This is a genomic window from Sodalis sp. dw_96 (assembly GCF_018449575.1).
Classification (GTDB): Bacteria; Pseudomonadota; Gammaproteobacteria; order Enterobacterales; family Enterobacteriaceae; genus Acerihabitans.
Map to the genome: position 1 here is coordinate 173270 of NZ_JAAVUT010000005.1, position 19753 is coordinate 193022.

At 55.4% G+C, this 19753-nt stretch carries 17 protein-coding genes; 5 read left to right on the forward strand and 12 right to left on the reverse strand.

The window, feature by feature from the left end; genetic code table 11:
* Positions 1-23 precede the first annotated feature (23 nt).
* Both HB631_RS10530 and HB631_RS10535 read left to right on the forward strand, forming a co-directional pair.
* Positions 24-1265, forward strand: a complete 1242-nt coding sequence (locus HB631_RS10530) for an MFS transporter (RefSeq protein WP_213991099.1) — start codon at positions 24-26, stop codon at positions 1263-1265.
* Positions 1266-1511: 246 nt separating this feature from the next.
* Entirely contained in the window at positions 1512-2702 is a 1191-nt protein-coding gene (locus HB631_RS10535; RefSeq protein WP_345945706.1) for a sugar transporter, read from the forward strand.
* A gap of 173 nt (positions 2703-2875) precedes the next feature.
* Here HB631_RS10535 and HB631_RS10540 read toward each other — a convergent pair whose 3' ends face one another.
* From HB631_RS10540 to HB631_RS10575, 8 genes are all read right to left on the reverse strand, one after another.
* Complete coding sequence (locus HB631_RS10540) at positions 2876-4567, reverse strand: EAL domain-containing protein (protein ID WP_213991101.1); 1692 nt, start codon at positions 4565-4567, stop codon at positions 2876-2878.
* 62 nt (positions 4568-4629) lie between these two features.
* Positions 4630-5568 (reverse strand): oligopeptide/dipeptide ABC transporter ATP-binding protein, encoded by a 939-nt coding sequence (locus HB631_RS10545; RefSeq protein ID WP_213991217.1) that lies wholly within the window; start codon positions 5566-5568, stop codon positions 4630-4632.
* Positions 5568-6590, reverse strand: a complete 1023-nt coding sequence (locus HB631_RS10550) for an ABC transporter ATP-binding protein (RefSeq protein ID WP_213991102.1) — start codon at positions 6588-6590, stop codon at positions 5568-5570. Before HB631_RS10550 ends, HB631_RS10545 begins: the two co-directional genes overlap by 1 nt.
* Positions 6591-7481 (reverse strand): D,D-dipeptide ABC transporter permease, encoded by an 891-nt coding sequence (gene ddpC, locus HB631_RS10555; RefSeq protein WP_213991103.1) that lies wholly within the window; start codon positions 7479-7481, stop codon positions 6591-6593.
* Positions 7478-8497 carry an ABC transporter permease gene (locus HB631_RS10560; RefSeq protein WP_213991104.1) on the reverse strand — a complete coding sequence of 340 codons (1020 nt, stop codon included), beginning with the start codon at positions 8495-8497 and terminating at the stop codon, positions 7478-7480. Before HB631_RS10560 ends, ddpC begins: the two co-directional genes overlap by 4 nt.
* A 130-nt stretch (positions 8498-8627) precedes the next feature.
* On the reverse strand, positions 8628-10205 hold the full coding sequence (locus HB631_RS10565) for an ABC transporter substrate-binding protein (protein ID WP_213991105.1): 1578 nt from the start codon (positions 10203-10205) through the stop codon (positions 8628-8630).
* Between the two features lie 44 nt (positions 10206-10249).
* Positions 10250-10816 carry a D-alanyl-D-alanine dipeptidase gene (ddpX, locus tag HB631_RS10570; protein WP_213991218.1) on the reverse strand — a complete coding sequence of 189 codons (567 nt, stop codon included), beginning with the start codon at positions 10814-10816 and terminating at the stop codon, positions 10250-10252.
* A gap of 186 nt (positions 10817-11002) precedes the next feature.
* Positions 11003-11884, reverse strand: coding sequence for a MurR/RpiR family transcriptional regulator (locus HB631_RS10575; protein ID WP_213991106.1), 882 nt, complete (start codon positions 11882-11884; stop codon positions 11003-11005).
* 370 nt (positions 11885-12254) lie between these two features.
* Here HB631_RS10575 and HB631_RS10580 point away from each other — a divergent pair, with 370 nt between their 5' ends.
* Positions 12255-13550 (forward strand): NCS2 family permease, encoded by a 1296-nt coding sequence (locus HB631_RS10580; protein WP_213991107.1) that lies wholly within the window; start codon positions 12255-12257, stop codon positions 13548-13550.
* A 344-nt stretch (positions 13551-13894) separates the two neighbouring features.
* Here the strand turns inward: HB631_RS10580 and HB631_RS10585 are convergent, their stop codons facing one another.
* Positions 13895-14533, reverse strand: a complete 639-nt coding sequence (locus HB631_RS10585; RefSeq protein ID WP_213991108.1) for a DNA-3-methyladenine glycosylase 2 family protein — start codon at positions 14531-14533, stop codon at positions 13895-13897.
* Positions 14534-14706: 173 nt separating this feature from the next.
* On the opposite strand from HB631_RS10585, the gene HB631_RS10590 reads away from it, so the two are divergent.
* Complete coding sequence (locus HB631_RS10590) at positions 14707-15657, forward strand: L-lactate dehydrogenase (protein WP_255556919.1); 951 nt, start codon at positions 14707-14709, stop codon at positions 15655-15657.
* A 135-nt stretch (positions 15658-15792) separates the two neighbouring features.
* Here HB631_RS10590 and HB631_RS10595 read toward each other — a convergent pair whose 3' ends face one another.
* The 3 genes from HB631_RS10595 to HB631_RS10605 form a co-directional block, all read right to left on the reverse strand.
* Positions 15793-16242, reverse strand: a complete 450-nt coding sequence (locus HB631_RS10595; protein WP_213991110.1) for a hypothetical protein — start codon at positions 16240-16242, stop codon at positions 15793-15795.
* Positions 16243-16767: 525 nt separating this feature from the next.
* Positions 16768-17124, reverse strand: a complete 357-nt coding sequence (locus tag HB631_RS10600; protein ID WP_213991111.1) for a DUF496 family protein — start codon at positions 17122-17124, stop codon at positions 16768-16770.
* Positions 17125-17257: 133 nt separating this feature from the next.
* Positions 17258-18337, reverse strand: a complete 1080-nt coding sequence (locus HB631_RS10605; RefSeq protein ID WP_213991112.1) for an FUSC family protein — start codon at positions 18335-18337, stop codon at positions 17258-17260.
* A 659-nt stretch (positions 18338-18996) separates the two neighbouring features.
* Between HB631_RS10605 and HB631_RS10610 the strand changes: the two genes are divergently transcribed.
* A complete protein-coding gene (locus HB631_RS10610) occupies positions 18997-19752 on the forward strand; it encodes a gluconate 2-dehydrogenase subunit 3 family protein (protein WP_213991113.1) in 756 nt (251 codons plus the stop codon).
* Position 19753 lies beyond the last annotated feature (1 nt).

Here is a 19753-nt window from a genome sequence, read left to right on the forward strand (position 1 = left end):
ACTGCTTACTCGAGGATAACATTATGAACGCTCGTTGGTTACGTATCGGCGGAACGCTTATGCTCGGCATGTTTGTTTCTTATATCGATCGAACAAATTTATCCGTCTCGTTACCCTCGGTAGCCCATGACCTCGGTTTTTCCGGTGCTACTTTCGCCACTGTTTCAGGCTGGGTATTAACCGCCTTTCTGATCGGCTACATTTTTGCCAATATATTCGGCGGTGTTTTTACCTCCCGCCTCGATCCGAAAACGGTTGCGGTTTTAATGATGGGATTATGGTCGGTTTCCACCCTGATCACCGGCATGGCGCAATCGGTCATGCTGCTGGTGATTTGCCGTTTGGTCCTGGGGGTAGCCGAAGGAATCTACTGGCCGCAGCAGTCACGTTTTGTCAAACTCTGGTTTTCCCCCAATGAATTGACCCGGGCGAACAGCGTTATTCAGTATTACGGCCAATTTCTGGCATTGGGGCTGGGCTTCATTATTCTGACGCCGATTCACGCCGCGCTGGGATGGCGTAATCTTTTTTATCTGTGCGGCGCCATTGGCCTGTTTATCATGGTTCCGCTTTATGCCAAAACATTATTAAGCACCGCCGATGCCCCCTATCCGGAAAAACCCAAGGATGCGGCAGCGGCAAAACCGCCCAAACTGACGCTGGCTTCTTTCGGCGGTGTCTCTTTCGTGCTGGTGATTTTTGCCTATCTCACCCAAGGCATGCTGTTCTGGGGTATTACCTTATGGATTCCGATGGCGGTGAAATCCATTGGTTTTAGCGGAATGGGGCAGGCCTTCGGCAGCGCACTGCCCTATCTGGCCGCCGTGGCGCTGGCCATCCCGATGGCGTATATCAGCGATAAAACCGGCAAACGAATACTTATCGCCGCGTTGGGTTTGCTGATTCCGGGGGTTCTGTTGCTGTTATTGCCGGCGGTGGATAATGGTTATCTCAAGCTGGCGTTGATAACCGTCGCCATGGGTTACTACGCCAGCAGCTTTACGCCCAATATCTGGTCAATCATCCAATCCAATGTCCGTCCCCACGCCATCGGCGCGGCTTCCGGTATCGTAAACGGCATTGGCGCCGGTGGCGGCGGGACACTGGCCGGCCTGATGGTGGCGCGGGTTTATGCCTCAACCGGCTCCTATATGTCGGGTTTCATGATCCTCGGGGGATTGGTGGTGCTGGGCGGGCTGTCCCTGCTGCTGTATGGACTTATTCGCCGCAATTATCCGCTGGGCATTCAAACCATCAAGGCATGAAGTCGTGGCACGGGTTAACCATATCCATCGCTTGCCGGCATTAAAATCAACGGTGACGGGCCATCGGACGGGCCACCCATCGCAGGTTAACCCGAAAGCAGCAATAACAAAGAGAGCCATTACGATTTACATTTAGAACCATTACCAGGCAAATTACCGATAACACTGCGGGAAAAACGCGCTATCATTAACAGCCGAAGAGAGTATTAGTTTCCATCAAAAATTCTGGCTGTTATTTTTATGCAAATATCGCGTTCTTCCCGTTCCACCGCCTGGTTAAGAGTGGTTAGTTTGACCCTGGCCGCGTTTATCTTCAATACCACTGAATTTGTTCCCATCGGCCTGCTGTCCGATATCGCCGCGAGTTTTTCCATGACCGCCGCCCAGGTCGGCCTGATATTGACGGTATATGCCTGGGGAGTGGCGCTGATGTCCCTGCCCTTTATGCTGCTTACCAGCCGGATTGAACGGCGTACCTTATTGATGCTGACCTTCCTGGTTTTTATCGCCAGTCATGTGGTGTCCGCCTTCGCCTGGAATTTCGGCGTATTGATGATTGCCCGCATCGGCGTGGCGATGGCCCATGCCATATTTTGGTCCATTACCGCTTCGCTGGCCATGCGGGTGGCGCCGAGCGGTAAAAAGGCGCAGGCGCTGGGTTTGCTGAGCACCGGGACCGCCATGGCGATGGTATTGGGCTTACCCCTGGGACGTATGATTGGCGAAGCCTTGGGCTGGCGAACCACTTTTATGATCATCGGCGTGCTGGCCTGCGTGATTATGGTGATCCTGTTCAAACTGCTGCCGACGCTGCCCAGCCATCACTCCGGTTCGTTGAAAAGCGTGCCCGAATTGTTCAGGCGGCCGGCGCTGGTGTGCATGTATCTGCTCGCCGCCACCGTGGTCACCGCCCATTACACCGCCTATAGCTATATCGAACCTTACCTGCAGAAAATCGCTGGCATGAGCGAAAACTTCACCACCATGGTGCTGTTGCTGTTCGGTTTGGCGGGCATTATCGGCAGCCTGATGTTCTCACGATTCAGCACCCGTTATCCCTCGGGGATATTGATTACCGCCATCGGCGTTCTGCTCATTTGCCTGATATTATTGCGGCCGCTCTCCTTTAGCGAGTTAAGCATTTCGCTGCTCAGCCTGGTATGGGGTATCGCCATGACCGCCATAGGGCTATGCATGCAGGTCAAGGTATTGACCATGGCGGCGGACGCCACCGATGTCGCCATGTCGCTCTTTTCGGGCATATTCAATATCGGTATCGGTGCGGGAGCGCTGCTGGGTAATCAGGTGAGTCTCCACATCGGCATGGAGAACATCGGCTTTGTCGGCGCGGTATTCTGCGCGCTGGCGCTGGGGCTATGCGCGTTTTTGTTTCACCGTTACTCGGCTATCCTGAACCAGACGGCGGAAACAGAATAAGGCCCCGATCACCGATCGTGCAACGAACGTGTTAAAGGGAGAGCGCGCCAATGAGGTCGAAGCGGGCGTGGTTTTTTCGCCCGCCGGAGCGCCTCATGGCACGCTAGGCCCGCGATCACCGATCGTGCAACGAACGTGTTAAAGGGCGACCATATCAGCCGCGGTGAATACGTTTACTTTTCCTTTGCAGCAAGGGAGAGACAATCCATCCCGTTGTCGGTCAGCAAATGCTCAAGATTTTCCTGCGATAAGGGTTTGGAGAATAAAAAGCCCTGCAATTGCGTACAACCCGCATCCACCAGAAACTGCTGTTGTTCCTCCGTTTCCACCCCTTCCGCGATGACCTGCAAATTCAGTTTTACCCCCAGATTGGATACCGCGGTCACAATCGCGGCGGTATCCTTTAACTGCGTGACGAATTGAACAAACGATCGGTCAATTTTCACGCTATCCACCACAATGTCCTTTAACAGGCTGAGACTGGAATAGCCGGTGCCGAAATCGTCCAGAGAAATTCTCACTCCCGCGAGCCGTAAGGCAATCAGTTGCTCCTTGCTGTTGGCATCGGAATTCATGATAGCGGTTTCGGTCAGCTCCAGCTCAAGCCGCTGAGGCGGGAAATCTTCCTCCACCAGCAGCTCCAGCACCATGCGGGCAAAGGCGCCGTCCCTGAGCTGGATAGGCGAAACGTTAACCGACACCGAAAGCACGTCCCAACACCGCATCTCGCGACATGCCTGGCGCAGGATAAATTTCCCCAAGGGAATAATCAGGCCGGTTTCTTCCGCCAGCGGTACAAACTGAACCGGCGATACCTCCCCCAACACCGGATCTTCCCAGCGCGCCAACGCTTCCACCCCGATGATTTTCTTGTCCGATGCCCGCACCAACGGTTGATAGGCGCAGCTGATACCGCTATTGCGTGACAAGGCGGTAGCCAAGGCCTTTTCCATACGCCGCTTGCTGGTCAGGCTGGCATCCAGCGATTCGGAATAAAAACAATGCACGTTTTTACCCTTGCGTTTGGCTTCATACAAGGCGGCATCCGCTTTGCGCAACAGCTCGCCGGCGGTGGTATCCGATTCCGCAATATGAATAACGCCCACGGATACCGTAACAAAAGGCGAAGCGCCGGTAATGGTGAAGGGTAATTGCGTCTGTTTTACGATCTTCAGGCATAACAACTCGGCGTCTTGACGCAGGATATCGCTGCCGATCAGCAGCGCGAATTCATCGCCGCCCATCCGTGCCACCAAGCTGTCTTCCGGCACGACATGCTGCAAACGCCGGGCAAATTCGCACAGCACAAAATCTCCGGCCTGGTGTCCGTAGGTATCATTAATATTCTTGAATCCGTCGAGATCCATCAGCATCAGCAGCCCGCCGGTTTGTCCCGATCTATCGCTCGGCGCCACGACATGATTCAGCTGTTCATACAGGGCGGTACGATTATGCAGACCGGTGAGAATATCGTGATAAGCCAGATAGCGGGTTTGGGCTTCGGACTCGCGTAATACCGAAATATCATGTAATGAAATCAGCAAATAGGGTAGTGAATTCAACATGATCCGCGACGAACGCACCATAAAGACGGTAATTTGGTTATCCCGGCCCGTAACGCGTTCTTCATATTCCATAGGCTCACCGTTTTCCAACACCAGCTTGTCCCTTTCCAGAATATGCGACACCAGAAAATCATCCAGACCCTCCAGCGCGGTTTGGCCAATCAGTTCCTCAGCGGTTTTACCGAACAGTTCACAGGCCTTGCGGTTCAAGAACACCAGCCGATAGTCCCGATCCTTTAAAAAGGTGGCATCAGGCAAGGCATTCAGCACCGCCTGGCAAACGGCAAGGTTATTGAACATAAAGGTAGTTATCCTGAGGTTATCGCTATTAAAAGCGTAGCAGAGTTTTCTTTTAAAGCCGCCTAAACCCGATGACAACGGACCTCGAAGCCGGGTATTTTGGCCTCCAGCCGCTGCGGCATTTGACAACCGTCGCCGGCATAGGGGCAGCGATCCAGGAAAAAACAGCCCTGGGGGAGCTGACGGTTGTCAGGCAACTCCTCCACCCCATAGCCTGCTTCGCCGAGGGGGCGATCGGCGCGGGGTACGGAGTCCAGCAGCAAGCGGGTGTAGGGATGTTTGGGATGGTTCAAAACCTGCTGGCTGTCCCCCAGTTCGACGATTTGTCCCAGGTACATGACGGCGACCCGGTCGCTCATATGCCTGACCACCGAAACATTGTGGGAAATCAGCACATAGGTCAGTTGGCGACGGCGCTGCAACTCCACCAGCAGGTTAAGGATCTGCGCTTGCACCGACACATCCAGCGCCGACGTGGGTTCATCGAGCACCACGATATCCGGTTCGGAAGAGAGCGCCCGGGCGATGGACAGACGCTGGCGCTGTCCGCCGGAGAATTCATGGGGCAACCGGTCCAGATAGCCCTTGCGGATACCCACCTGCTCCGCCAGGGTGTCCGCCAGCGCACGCCGTTCGCGGACCGTGTTGTGGTATTGCACATACACCGGTTCGGTGATGGTGCGCCAAACCGGCAAGCGCGGATCCAGGGAGGACTGAGGATCCTGAAAGACCATCTGCATACCCGAACCATACCATGATCCGGGGGAACGGGCGCGAAGTATTTCGCCGCCGGAAGGCGCCAGCAAGCCCATCATCAATTGCGCCAGCGTGCTTTTGCCGCAGCCGGATTCACCGACGATACCCAGCGTCTCGCCGCGCCGTATGGCCAGATCCAGGCCGTTGAGGGCGTGGACATAACTTTTGACCTTGCCGCGCCAGTTGGCGCCGACGGGAAAACGCACCCGCACATCCCGCAGTTCCAATAAGGTTTCGGTGTTCATCACGGCATCTCCCCCAACCGTCGGTATTGCGGATGCCAACAGGCGGCCTGCTGGCCGTCGGCAGTCAGAAAGGTATCCGGCGCCGGCCGTCGTTGACACTGGTCGTCGCCGTAACGGCAGCGATCGCGAAACGCACAGCCCGGCGGCAACTGCGTTAAATCGGGTACCGTGCCCGGAATGGCCGGTAGCGGCGAGCGGGGGATCGCGCCTTCCGGCGTGGCGTTTATCAGGCCGCGGGTATAGGGATGCGCCGGCTGACGGATAACCTGCGCCGTCGGTCCGCTTTCAACAACCGTACCGGCATACATGACATACACCCGATCGCACAGCTGCGACACCACCGCCATATCATGGGTAATGAACAGCACCGCCGTACCGCTGGCCCGCGCCTTGCGCTGCAATAATAACAACACCTGCCGCTGCACGGTGACATCCAGCGCGGTGGTGGGTTCATCGGCGATAATCAGCTGCGGTTCACAAGAAAACGCCATGGCGATCAGCACCCGCTGCCGCATACCGCCGGAAAGCTCGAAGGGATAACGCTCCATGACGCCGGCGGCATCGGCGATATGCATCTCCTGAAGCAGCGTGATGGCCCTGCGTTTGGCCGCCGGCAAGGGCAGCCGCTGGTGCAACCGGATAACCTCGCACATCTGCCTGCCGATGCGCCGGGTCGGGTTAAGGGCGGTCATCGGCTCCTGGAAAATCATTGACATCAGCGACCCGCGCAGAGTGCGCATCTCCGCCTCGCCGGCCTGAAGAATATCCCGGTCCAAGACCCGGATTCCGCCGCCGGCCACCTGAAAACTCCCCTTCGGCAACAGTCCCATCACCATCATGGCGGTAACGGATTTACCCGAACCGGACTCCCCCACCAGCCCGACGATTTCTCCGTTCCCCACCCTCAGCGTTACCCGGTTCAGCGCCTTGACCATGCCGCCGTATACCGGGAAATTCACTTCCAGGGCGGTAATATCCAGCACCGGACCCGCGACGCCGGGATTCGTCTCTGATTCGCTCATCTAGCGCCCCCGCCCTTTGGGATCCAGCAAATCGCGCAGGCCGTCGCCGAACAGATTGAATCCGGTGGCGGTAATCATGATGGCGCCGCCGGGAAAAGCGGAATACCACCACTGGTCCAGCACGTAATTGCGGCCGTTGGCCACCATGGCGCCCCACTCCGCGGTGGGCTGTTGCGCCCCCAGGCCAATGAAACCCAGGGTGGCCGCCATCAGGATGGCGGTGCCGATATCCAGCGACGCCTGCACCACCAGCGGCGACAGGACATTGCGCAGCACATGCCAACTGATCAAATGCCATCGTGAAGCGCCAAAGGTCCGCGCCGCCTGCATATAAGGCAGATGCCGCAGCATCAGGGTCTGTCCGCGGGCAAGACGGACATAAAAAGGAATCCGCACCACCGCAATCGCCAGCATGGCATTGGCCAGGCTGGGTCCCAGCGCCGCCGCCAGCGCCATGGTCAGCACCAAAGACGGTACCGACAGCATGATATCCATGCAGCGCATAATGAGCGCATCCGCCAGTCCGCCCACCATGCCGGAGAAACAGCCCAGCAGGGACCCCAGGGTACCGGCGATAAACACCACCGCCAAACCCGACGCCACCGACTGCCGGCTGCCCGCCACCACCCGGCTGAACAGATCCCGGCCCACTTCGTCGGTACCGAACCAATGTGCCGGGGAAGGCGCCTGCAGGCGCAGGGCCAAATCAATGGCGTTGGGATCCTGCGGCGCCAGCCAGGGAGCGAATAACGTCACCGCCAGCACCACCGCCATAATCAGGCCGCCAATCAGGGTCAGCGGGCTGCGGCGTACCCTCCAGCCGACCCGGCGCAAGCGCAGAAGCCGCGGTGCCGACGCCACCGGCGGCGGGATGATGATTTGCGAACTCATGGCGCCGCCCTGCCCATGCGTGGGTCAATCCATAAATAGAGCAAATCCACTGCCAGGTTCACCACGACGTAAGCAAATGACACCACCACCGCGAATCCCATCACCGCCGGGAAATCCAGCGCCTGGATCGAATCCACCACATAGGCTCCCATACCGGGCCAGGCGAAAACCGTTTCGGTCAGCACCGCGCCATACAGCAAATCCCCCAGCGCAAGGCCGAGGATGGTCACCGACGGGATCAGCGCATTGGGCAACGCGTGGCCCAGCACCACACGCACGGCGGAGAGCCCGTTGGCCCGCGCGGTGCGGATGTAGTCCTCCCCAAGCTGTTCCAGCATCGCCGAACGGATCTGGCGCGCCACGATGCCCAAATGGACAAACGCCAGGGTGAGCGACGGCAAAATCAGGTGTTGCAGGCCGTTGACCAATACCTCGCGATTACCGGTCAGCAGCGCGTCGAGCACGTAAAAACCGGTGATATGCCGCGGCGGATCCAGCCAATCATCCAGCCGTCCGCCCCCCGGCAGCCAGTTAAGGCGGCCATAAAACAGAATAATCACCCCCAGCCCCAGCCAGAACGCCGGGGTGGAGATGCCGCTGATGGCCAGCAGGCGAACCAGATGATCCAGCCAGCGGTTGGCGTACACCGCCGACAACACGCCCAGCGGCACGCCGATAACGATAGCCAGGGTCATGGCGGTTAATGCCAACTCCAGCGTGGCCGGGAAATAGGCCCGCAGATCTTCCGCCACCGGCCGTCCGGTACGGATAGAGGTGCCGAGATCGCCGTGCAGCAAATCGGTGATATAACGAATGAATTGTCGATAAAGCGGCTGATCCAGCCCCAATTGATGGCGGATATGCCGCACTATTTCGTCGCTGCCGCGATCCCCGGCCAACAGCCGCGCCGGATCGCCCGGGATCAAATGGGAGATGATAAAGGTAATGACACAGACGCCTATCACCACCACCACCAGACCCCAGCAGCGCTGACGGATTATGCTCCAGAACGTCATATTTCCCCCTGTAACGGGATGGTCCGGCATCGAAGGGAAACCGGACGGAGGCCCTGATTTTTACTTATCCGCGGGACGTTGGACCTGCCCCGGCATAGGGTTATAAACGAAGCCCATGACCTCTGGATCCCTATTTTTTACTCATCTGGGCGACGTTGAAGACCTGCTCCAGCATTGGGTTATATGCAAAACCCGTAACCTCGTTATTCATCGCCACCTGATAGTTTTTCTGGAACAGATAAACATAGGCCGCCTCGTTTATAACGATTTTCTCCGCGGCCCGGTAATCCACGGTGCGCTGAGCCTGATCCGCTACCGACACCGCTTTTTTCAGCAGGGCGTCCACCTGTGGATTGCTGTAAAACGAACGGTTGCCCGGCAGGCCCTTTTTATCGGATTCAAACCAGTAGTTCATGAACATATAGGGATCGGCGAAATCCGGGCTCCAGTTGCCGATGGCGATATCGTAGTTACCCTGCCCCACCCGATCGCGCATGGTGGCGTTGGCCAGTTTTTCCAGTTTCACCTGGATGCCGATTTGCGACAGGCTGGCCTGCACCGACAGGGCGATGGCTTCCCAATTGGGGTCATTCACCGAATAGAGGAAATCCAGCGACTGCGGTTTATCCTTCACCTGGGCCAGCGCCGCTTTGGCCTTATCGACATCATGGCCATACTGCATGGCGGCGGGATCATAACCCCACAACCCTTCTGGGATCGGCCCGCGCATCTGTTTGCCGCCGCCCGCCAGAATACCCGACACCATGCCCTGATAATCCACCGCCCAGGAAATGGCCCGGCGCAGATCCACCTGATTGAGCGGCGCTTTGCTATTGTTGAGATAAAGGTAGGTCACCCGCAGCGAAGGATACTCATCCACCGCCACCTTTTTTTCCTGTTTTAACGCCGTTAACTGATCGATGGGCAGAGATTCGGCGATATCCACATCGCCGCGGGTCAATTGCAGGCGCCGTGTGGCGCTCTCGCCGATAATCTTCACCAGGACCCGATTAAAGGCCGGCCTGGGGCCGCTGTAATAGCCGTTGGGCACCAGCACCAGCTGTTGTCCCTTTTGCCAGCGCTCCAGCTTATAGGGCCCGGAACCGGCGGTGTTGCCCGCCAGCCAGGCTTTACCGCCGTCCTCCGGATGCTGCTTGGCGATGGCCGGGTTTACGATGCCCGCCCCGTCGTTGGCCAGGGTATACAAAAACGGCGCGAACGGCGTTTTCAGCGTGAATCGCACCGTCATCGGGTCCACCGCCTCGACCACCATATCCTTGGGAAAGGCTTCCGACGGGCCTTGGCCGATTTGCATCAGCCTTTCAAACGACCACTTCACCGCATCGGCGTTCACCGCGCTGCCGTCATCGAATTTCTGCCCGGGTTTTAAGGTAAAGGTCCAGGTCAATTGATCGGCACTCACCGTCCAGCCGGACGCCAAATCCCCCTCGATGTCTGTGGAGCCCTTGCCGCCGGCGGTTTTGTATTGAATCAATCGCTGATAGGCGGGATAGGTTACCGTCCAGTCGTTATTATCGATGGTCACCGCCGGATCAAGATTTTGCGGATCCGCCGCTTTGGCGATAACCAGCATATCTTTCGGCACCGCGGCCTGAACCGCCGGCGACAGCGAGACGGTTAACGCGACGGCGGCGGCAATGCAGGTGCGACTGAATAATGACCAGGGCTTGGCTACGGGGTTGCTCATACAAGGACTCCAGCAAGTGACAGGAACGGTACCGGCGGCGGAATTCACTCCGCATTGCCGGGGGGATAACAACCAAAACGATCGGTGAGCAGCGGATAACCGGCAGCGTCGGGCAGCTCAAAATGCCACCACTCGCTGGTGATTCCGCGAAACCCACCCGCCGCCATGATCGCGTTCAATAACAGGCGATGCCGCTGCGCCGTCACCGGTAAACCGGGGAAAAACGGCTGGGAACGCGGGGTCATCTCATCGAACCCGCTGCCCATATCCAACACCGGCCCCTCCCGCAAGGCAACATCCACCGCAACGCCGCGACTGTGATGGGAACCGAGGTTAACGTCCATCACATAGCGTGGATCCGGGCAGGCATCCCACAGATACTGTTGCGCCACACGAGGACGGTAGGCGTCATAAAGAATAAGGGTGAGGCCCGCCATAGAGGCCACCTCAACGCTGCGGGCCAGGGCCCGGGCCGCATCGGGATGCAGCAGACAGCGGTTTTCCCGGTAAATCGCCCGGCCGGTGATATTGTCGGCGGTGGCATATTTCAGATCGATTTCAACCGCCGGCAGGCTACGGGAGATATCAATCAGCTCAATGTCTTCACTCATCATCTGCTCTCTTCTCATTCACAACGCCAAGCCTGGTCCGCCATGCCATTACCGCCGACAGAGAGTATTGATCTCGCGTCGGACCGCGGTGATGTCTCCTCAACATCGTCGCACTCATCGCGCCGAGGCTTGGATTGCACATGCCACGGCTATAACTCCCAGGTTCTTCAGGGGTATCCGCTACCACTAAGGCTCAAACTGGCCCAATTCCCGCTGCAATTGCCGGTTGGCCGCCAGGCGCTGTTCCATATCGTCCCCCAGATGCTCCACCACCGCCGACAACATCAGGTTAAACAGGCAGCTGAACGGCGACAGCGCATCCCAAAAATGGCCGGTATCGGTTTTCAACTGCAATAAATCCGCCGGATAATCCCGAGCCCAGGGGCAAAAAAGATCGGTTATCAACGCTAACCGCAGTCCGCGCTCACTGGCAACCTGGCAATATTTTCGCGCCATCACCGAATAGGCGCGGGTATCGGTCACCACCAGATAAGGATGGGCGAATTCGGAATTCAGCGACTCCACATAGGTGCCGGACAGCCCGTCGGCGAACCATACCCTTGGACGCAAATATTCCAAATGGCTGAAAAAGGCGTTGGCGATACCCCGCGTCGACTGTATGCCGACCACGAATACCGCATCGGCGACAGCCAACTGACGGCAGATGGTATCGAAGGTCTCGGTTTGCGCCAGTTGGTAAGCGTGTTGAATGGCCTCCAGCTCCAGTCCCAAGGACTGCTGCAGCTTTTGCCGCCGCGGCTGTTCGCTGCGCTGCCGATAGGCGTCAAGACGGTCGGTTACCCCCCAGCTTTGGTAAAGGGCTCCGCTCTCCTCGCGCAGCTCCCGTTTGAAATCGTCCAGATTTCGATAGCCGATGCGCCGCAGATAGCGGCCGACGGTAATACCGCTGGTATCGGCGCGACGGGCAATGCTGTCGGCGGTCTCAAAGGGGATTTGCCCCAGATTGGCCAGCAGCCAGCTTGCAATCCGTTTACCGGAGGGCGTCTGATGAACAAATGAAGCCTCAATGCGGGCGACAATGTCTGATGGGGTGGACGTGGCTGTCATGTTATTTTGTTAACACTATTTTGTTAAATGTTATAACACTAACATGCAGATTTTATGCCAACGGGATGAACTGTCCAATGAATTGGACATGAAAAGAAAGGAAACGTCACCACCAGCAATACCTTGAGACAGCCGACGGCGCAAAACCACTGCTCCGGCGCACCGGATCGGTGCCATTGCACCAAAAGAGTGAGCTGCCGGCCCTCTTTAGATGCCGCTGTGGGATAAAGTCACTCTCTTTTTACGCGCCCAATTCCTTGTTTCCTTATATAATGCGCCTGCTTCATGGTTTGCCGCCGCCTGATAACAGGCGGAATGATGGCATAGCTATTGCTTAGGCTGTGCTGACAACTTCAATGAGATAACTCCCATGTTAGAAAGAATTTTTAAATTAAAGGTTCATCGTACTAACGTTCGAACCGAAATTTTGGCAGGGCTGACCACTTTTTTGGCAATGGCTTATATTCTGTTTGTTAATCCTTCTATCCTGAGCGCGACCGGCATGGATAAAGGCGCGGTGTTCGTGGCGACCTGTCTGGCCGCCGCCATCGGCTCAGCGTTGATGGGCTTTATAGCCAACTATCCCATCGCGCTGGCCCCCGGTATGGGGCTGAACGCCTTCTTCACCTACACCGTGGTACTGCATATGGGTCATACCTGGCAGGTGGCCTTAGGGGCGGTATTCCTGTCGGCACTGATCTTTTTCGCCTTATCCATTTTCAGAATCCGCGAATGGATTATCAGAAGTATTCCGTTGCCGCTCAGATCGGGCATCGCCGCAGGCATAGGCCTGTTCCTGGCCATTATCGCCCTGGAAAGCTCCGGTATCGTCGTGGGCAATCCGGCCACCCTGGTGGGTCTGGGGGATTTGACCAAAGGCGGCCCGCTGCTGGCCATGCTGGGTTTTGTCATTATCGTGGTGCTTGAAGCACGGCGGATACCGGGCGCGGTGCTGATAGGCATCCTGGCTATCACGTTTATTTCCATCGCCGTGGGCCTCAGCCCCTGGGGCGGCGTGCTCTCCATGCCGCCTTCCATTGCGCCGACCTTCCTGCACCTGGATATTCGCGGGGCATTCGACGTCTCCATGATTAGCGTGGTATTCGCCTTCCTGTTCGTGGATGTGTTCGATAACTCCGGCACCCTGATTGGCGTGACCAAACGCGCCGGACTGGCGGACGAAGACGGCAACATTCCTAAAATGGGCAAAGCGCTGGTGGCGGATAGCGCCGCGGCACTGTTTGGTTCGCTGCTGGGCACCTCCACCACCACCAGTTATATTGAATCCGCCGCGGGCGTCAGCGCCGGGGGCCGTACCGGCCTCACCGCCATAGTGGTGGGCATCCTGTTCCTGCTGAGCCTGTTTTTCGCGCCGCTGGCGGGCAGCGTGCCGGCCTTCGCCACCGCGCCGGCGTTACTGTTTATCGCCGTGCTGATGACCTCGGGCCTGGCGGAAATCGATTGGCGGGACATCACCGTGGCCGCCCCGGTCACCGTGACCGCCCTGACCATGCCGCTGACCTACTCCATCGCCAACGGCATCGCCTTCGGTTTCATCACCTGGACGGTAGTGAAACTACTGAGCGGACGTTATCGCGATCTGAACGCCGCGCTGGTGATTTTGTCGCTGCTGTTTGTCATCAAGCTGGGCTGGCTCAGCGCCTAAAGGGCAGGCCGTACCCGCTATCATCCGTTATCGCAGCAAGCGTGCCGCAGAAAGCACATGTTAAAGCGAGAACGTGTTAAAGGGAGACCGCGCTGATGGGGTCGAAGCAGGCGTGGTTTTTTCGCCCGACCGAGCGCCACATGGCACGGTAGGCCCGCCAGCACAGTCGTCTCAGCGAGCCCGGTCGGGACAGAGCGATAGATCGTAAACACGCCGTAAATCCGTCCCTGGAGGCTCGATCCGCGCCATCCCTGGCGCGGACGGTTTACTCCTCTATCACCCTGCCCCGCCTCTTTGACTCCACGCTCGTTTGCCAGAAGTCTGAATTGGAGCTACCACGGCTGTTATTTTGAGGACCGGATAACTGGCCGCAGGCTGAATTCCGGGGCGGAATACGCCCACAGATACAGCGACGCGGTAGAACCATAAGGAGAGTAGCGCCGACGATAGCGTTCAAAACGCTCCCGGGGCAATTCAGTATGCCGGTAAAGATTCATCATGCCGCGCCGGATGGCCAAATCCCCCCAGCTTAAAACATCCGGACGCCCCATGGAGAACATCATCAGCATCTCCGCGGTCCAGACGCCGATGCCCGGCAAACGCGACAACGCCGCAATCACCTCCTGGTCGGTGTACCCGCCGATAGCCGCCAAATCCAGCTCACCGCTCATTACCGCCGTGGCCGCACCCTTGATATACAATGCCTTTCTCATCGACATACCGCAGGATTGAATCTGCTCCGCCGTCAATTGTTCCATGGTGGCCGGAGTGATGGCAACCGCCAGCGCCCTCAGGCGATTATTCACCGTCAGAGCGGCTTTAGTGGATATCTGCTGATCGACAATATTACGCACCAGGGCAGCGAACAAATCCGGCATCATCGGCCGGCTAATGACGCCAAAACGCTCAATGGCCTCGGCCATACGCTTGTCTTTTTTCGCCAACCAGGATAGCGCCTTGGAACCATAGTCAACTCTTAACATAAATAACGCACCATGAATAACGCTCACTTTTTCAGACGCCGGGACAGACATACCGCGTCCAGCATAGCATTTTGTTCGTTAGGCATTAATTTATAAAAATGCTATAAATGAAGACGCGGCATGCCCTTATCCGGGCAGCGGATTTCATTTCCCTCATCATAAAGGCAGGCAGTATGAAACCACGTAAAGTGATGATCATCGGCGCAGGCAACGTAGGATCCTCCGCCGCCTATGCGCTGCTGAACCAGCAGATTTGCCAGGAACTGATCCTGGTGGACCTGAACCAGTCCCTGGTGGAAGGGCATCGCCAGGATCTCGCCGATGCCGCAGCCTATATGCCCGGCCGAATCATTATCAGCGCCCGTCCGGCTACCGACTGCGCCGATGTTGATATCGCGGTGATCACCGTTTCCGGCGGCAGCCTGAAACCCGGCCAGACCCGGCTGGATGAACTGGACGGTACCGCCCGCATCGTCGGCCTTATCGTGCCGGAAATGATGCAAAACGGCTTCAAGGGGATTTTTTTAGTCGCCACCAATCCTTGCGATATCATCACCTACCAGGTGTGGAAACTCTCCGGCCTGCCCCGTCATCAGGTGCTGGGCACCGGCGTATGGCTGGATACCACCCGCTTGCGGCGCATCCTGGCCGAACATTTCGACATCGCGGCCCAAAGCGTCGATGCCTTTATTCTCGGCGAACACGGAGACACGCAGTTTCCGGTCTGGTCGCATTCGTCGGTGTACGGCATGACGCTCAATGAATACAGCCGGTCGAAAACCGGACAGGAGCTGGACTTTACGGCATTGAGCGAACGCACCCGCCAGCTGGGCTTTGAAATCTATTCGCAAAAGGGCTGCACCGAATACGGTGTTGCCGGCACCATTACCGAAATCTGCCGTAACCTGTTTACCAGCAGCCATCGGGCGCTCACCGTCTCCTGCGTATTAGATGGCGAATATGGCAAGGAAGGATTGGCCATCGGCGTTCCGGCGGTATTAACCCAGCGCGGCATTGAGCAAATCATCGAGCTGGATTTTAACGAGCTGGAGCAACGTCAGTTTGATGATTCGGCGGCGGCCATAAAAATCAATATTCAACGTTTGGCGGTACTTCATCATTAACACATCGCTATCCGCCATTATTTTCCGGACAGCGACGCCCTGGGTCCGGGGAATACTCCACCGAATCCGACTTGATGCCGATAAATAAAAATGAAAATGCTCATTATCCTGTGAGAGATATCACTAACAGCATATTTATTTGACACGCAGCAATCGCCTTACCATGCGCTTTAATCTTTTTTTGAAATCATCATACTTGACGAAACGATAAGTACCGCGATCGCCTTTGGTTTGCCATTGGCAATGGAGATCATTATTTACCGCACTGACATAATTCGAAGTCAATTCCCCCCGCCGCGAATGGCATGGGCAATGCGCCGGTTGGGCCTTTCGGTCGCAAACCGGAATCGAACAGAACGGATTAGCCTGCTGGGAGACCGGAGAAAATATCGGATAATAATGCATCGGTAGCGGAGGGGGCATCATTGGCATCGGCAGCTTGGGTGGGTCCAATGATTGAAGTAAAATCATTATCATTGATAATAATAGAACTGAGCGCAATATTACACTGAGCTGATTTTTTCTGATGGTCATGAAATAACGTACCTGCTTTTCACTTATGCCATTATCGGTTTCCCATCTCACAGAGAAATACCTTGCCGATGGGAGAATTTTCTGCCGTCCTCTGTGGATAATTAGATAACATTCTATAAATTTTATTAAAAATAATACTTACAATACATTCAATATTTGGATGAAGCGTTACCATTAAGAGATGGTAGCGTTAATATACGAATAACCCCACAAGTCTACAATACTATTCAGATACGTGTGGCTATGCAATAATGGAACGTCAAAATCCATTTCTGTTTATAACCAAGATGCATTCATATTATCACTTTTTTTTATCACTTTTGGTTATTTATTCATAACCGTGCAATTATAATTTTATAAAGAATTAATGAATTAGTTTAAATAAAATATTCCACTAGCGATAAACATCCATTAGCAGTGATAACCGGTTGAAAGGGGAAAAAGCGCCGGACGGGGAAAATAGGGCCATATGGCCGGACAGCATCCGGCTTTGGGCTTAGAATGACGGGAAGACGTGCGTGAGTGCCGGTCCCGGCGGCAAACCGGCGAAACCGGCTTGACCCGTTCCGACTCTTCTCAGGCGGTGGGGGTGCCGGTGGGCGTATTGGCGGAGACCAGCGCTTTCACTTCGCCAATGGATTTCAGTTTTTTCGACAGTTCGCGACGCTCTTTCGACAGCTCGGCATTTTTGATGATGTAATCATCCACACGGTCTTCATAATCACTGCGCATGCTGGCAATGATCGCCAGAACCTCATCGATGGACATGCCCGGCTTGATGTAGTCACTCAGGTTGTCCAACAACAGGACCCGCTTTTGGTTGTCACGGATTTTTTTCTCGTTATCGGCGATTTCACGCTGCAATTTGTTTTTGCGGCGAAACATACGCACAAACTCCAGTACATCCTGGAAAGAGGGCTTGATATGATCCATTTCGGTTTCCTTGCTTAAGTCATAGGTTGAAGAGTTTGCGATGGCAAATCGATAGTCGTTACCTTACAGAGTAGCAGCTAACCCATGCAATGGCTTAATGCCATTTTACCCGTTTTCAACCTCGAACCCTACTTCAATCTTCCTGTGCAGGCAAAGGCTTACGTAGCGCCAGGCAAAGCAATTGCGCCATTTGCTCAAGTTGCCCGGTAAGCTTCAGGCTCAGCCAGACATAACCGAATATCGGCGCTTCAATCTGCTCGCGGCGACTGGCCAGCTCCATCAATTGCCTCAGTTCGGCCGCGATGGTATCCAGCTCTCCGCTATTGGCGACGATAGGCGCGGGATTCCCCTGGCGCAGGGCCTCTGCCAGGGTTAGCAGCGTACGCAACGTCACCATTTGGGTACTGCGCAAGGTGGTGGCGTTCAGAAGGATAAAATGGCTTTCCCGCGAAGACCACCAGGCATCGATTTGCAATTCCAGCACACAGACGATATTGCGGCTGAGATTCTGGATCCGGTCGAATATCTCCTTGGAGATAGCCGTCTCTTTGGCGGCGGGCGCCGCCAGCGTCCCCATTTTCACCACGTCGTTAAGCAGTTTTTTCAAACGGCCTTCCAGGCGCGGCCGCTCAATAATATTCGGCGAGACATACGCGGCATAGATTTTACTCAGGGCGGTGAGATTAAAACTCATCTGCATACGCCAATGAATAAAGGCCCGCTGCGGATAGATACTGGTAAACAACAGCGCCAGCAGCGATCCGATAATCACATCGCCGCTGCGCCATAGCGCGGTTTGCATATCACCGGCCCCGGCGCCGCATACCACCGCCAGGGTAATACCGATAAGCAGCGCCATATAGGGCCGCTTGCCCAAAGTCAGATAACCGCAGACAAACATTACCACACCACACCAGGCCAGCATTATCGGCAGGGAGTAAAGCTCCAGCCGCAGGGCTATCAACCCCGAAGCGGCGCCGAAAATGGTGCCGATAATCCGTTGCCCGGCGCGCTGTAACACATTTCCCCAAAATGAAATCGGTCCCATGACCACCACCAGGGTAATCAGCGGCCAGGTCCCTTCGGGAATATCCAGCAGGCGGATGATCATAAACGTCAGAACAAACGCCAGTCCGATGCGCAAGCCGTGGGCAATACGGTAATTCTGGTAAATGGTGTTTTCGAGGGAGGAAATCTTTCTATCCAAACGCACGGGCTATCAACCTGGAATGACTAAGCTAAAAAATTATTTTAAAGAAATTAAATGGTTTTCACATCATAAATTCTTCTTATACATGTCGGAATGTAACCTGCGCCGATTTTCCTCAAAACAGGGGATTCTTGGCGGATAAAGGCACATTCGCCGCGCCTGGGCACCCCTCAGGACAGGCGCATAGCGGTTTTAAAAACTATTTTCCAAACGCTATACCCTCAACGGCGAGTTAAAGCCGGTCTTTGATCAAATTTTATCATTGTTTTCCAAAGGACTATGCCTTGGACGGTGCTTTTTACCCGCCCGTCACGTCATACCGGCGCTAAGGAAGCGGAGGATTGTCTTTCGCTATAAAATTTACAGGTTGTTACATTTTAACCATAACAACCAAATGGAATTTATCATGTTTTAAATCAAACAATTACTTAATGATCCGCTTTAATTAGACCCGCCGCTGTCGACATGTCCGGAAACAATAGAACCGGTACCATTGCAAAGTTAAGCATTTGTTAGCAACATATTTATTTATTGCAACAATGTAAAATAATTTATAATTTGTCCACAACGTTTATTCACAACAACAAGATGAGTTCTGTCGTGAGATCCAAAAAACCCGAGATGCCTTCATGCATCATTACAATAAAATAGGGAATGTCATAATGCCCAAGAGACAAAAAACCCTGCCGGGCGTCACCCGCAGACAGCTTCTTTCCTATTCCGCCGCCTCTCTCGCCATCGGCGCCTCCGTTGCCGCCAAAGCCACCGTGTTAAAAGGCACCCCCGGATGGCAACCCTTCGCCCATAATCCCATCGAGACCTTTGAGCATCAAGGATGGTTATTCTTCAACGAAAAGGAAGTCGCCACGCTTGAGGCGATAGTGGACAGGCTGATTCCCGCCGATGAGCTCAGCGTCGGCGGTAGAGATGCCGGCTGCGTGGTGTTTATCGACCGCCAGCTAAAAGGTTTTTACGGCACGTTTTCCCGTCTCTATATGGAAGGTCCTTTTCAGCAGGGCACACCGGAACAGGGGGATCAATCACCGCTGGTGCCGCAGCAGCGTTACCGGATCGGCCTGGCCGACCTGGAAGACTATACGCAGCAGGAATTCAACAAGCCTTTTCATCAGATCACCGCCGAGCAGCAGGACCTGGTCCTGCACGGTTTGGAGAAAGGCGACGTCAAGCTTGCGAATATCGATGCAAAATTGTTTATGACCCAGGTGCTCAACAACACCATGGAAGGGTTCTTTGCCGACCCCATGTATGGTGGTAACCGTGACATGGTGTCCTGGAAAATGATTGGTTTTCCCGGTGCCCGCTATGACTACCGCGATCTGGTTGAAAAACATAATCAGGATCTTCATCTTTCGCCGGTCAGCATCGAAGGCGGAGAACAATGGAAAACCAAGGGCTAAA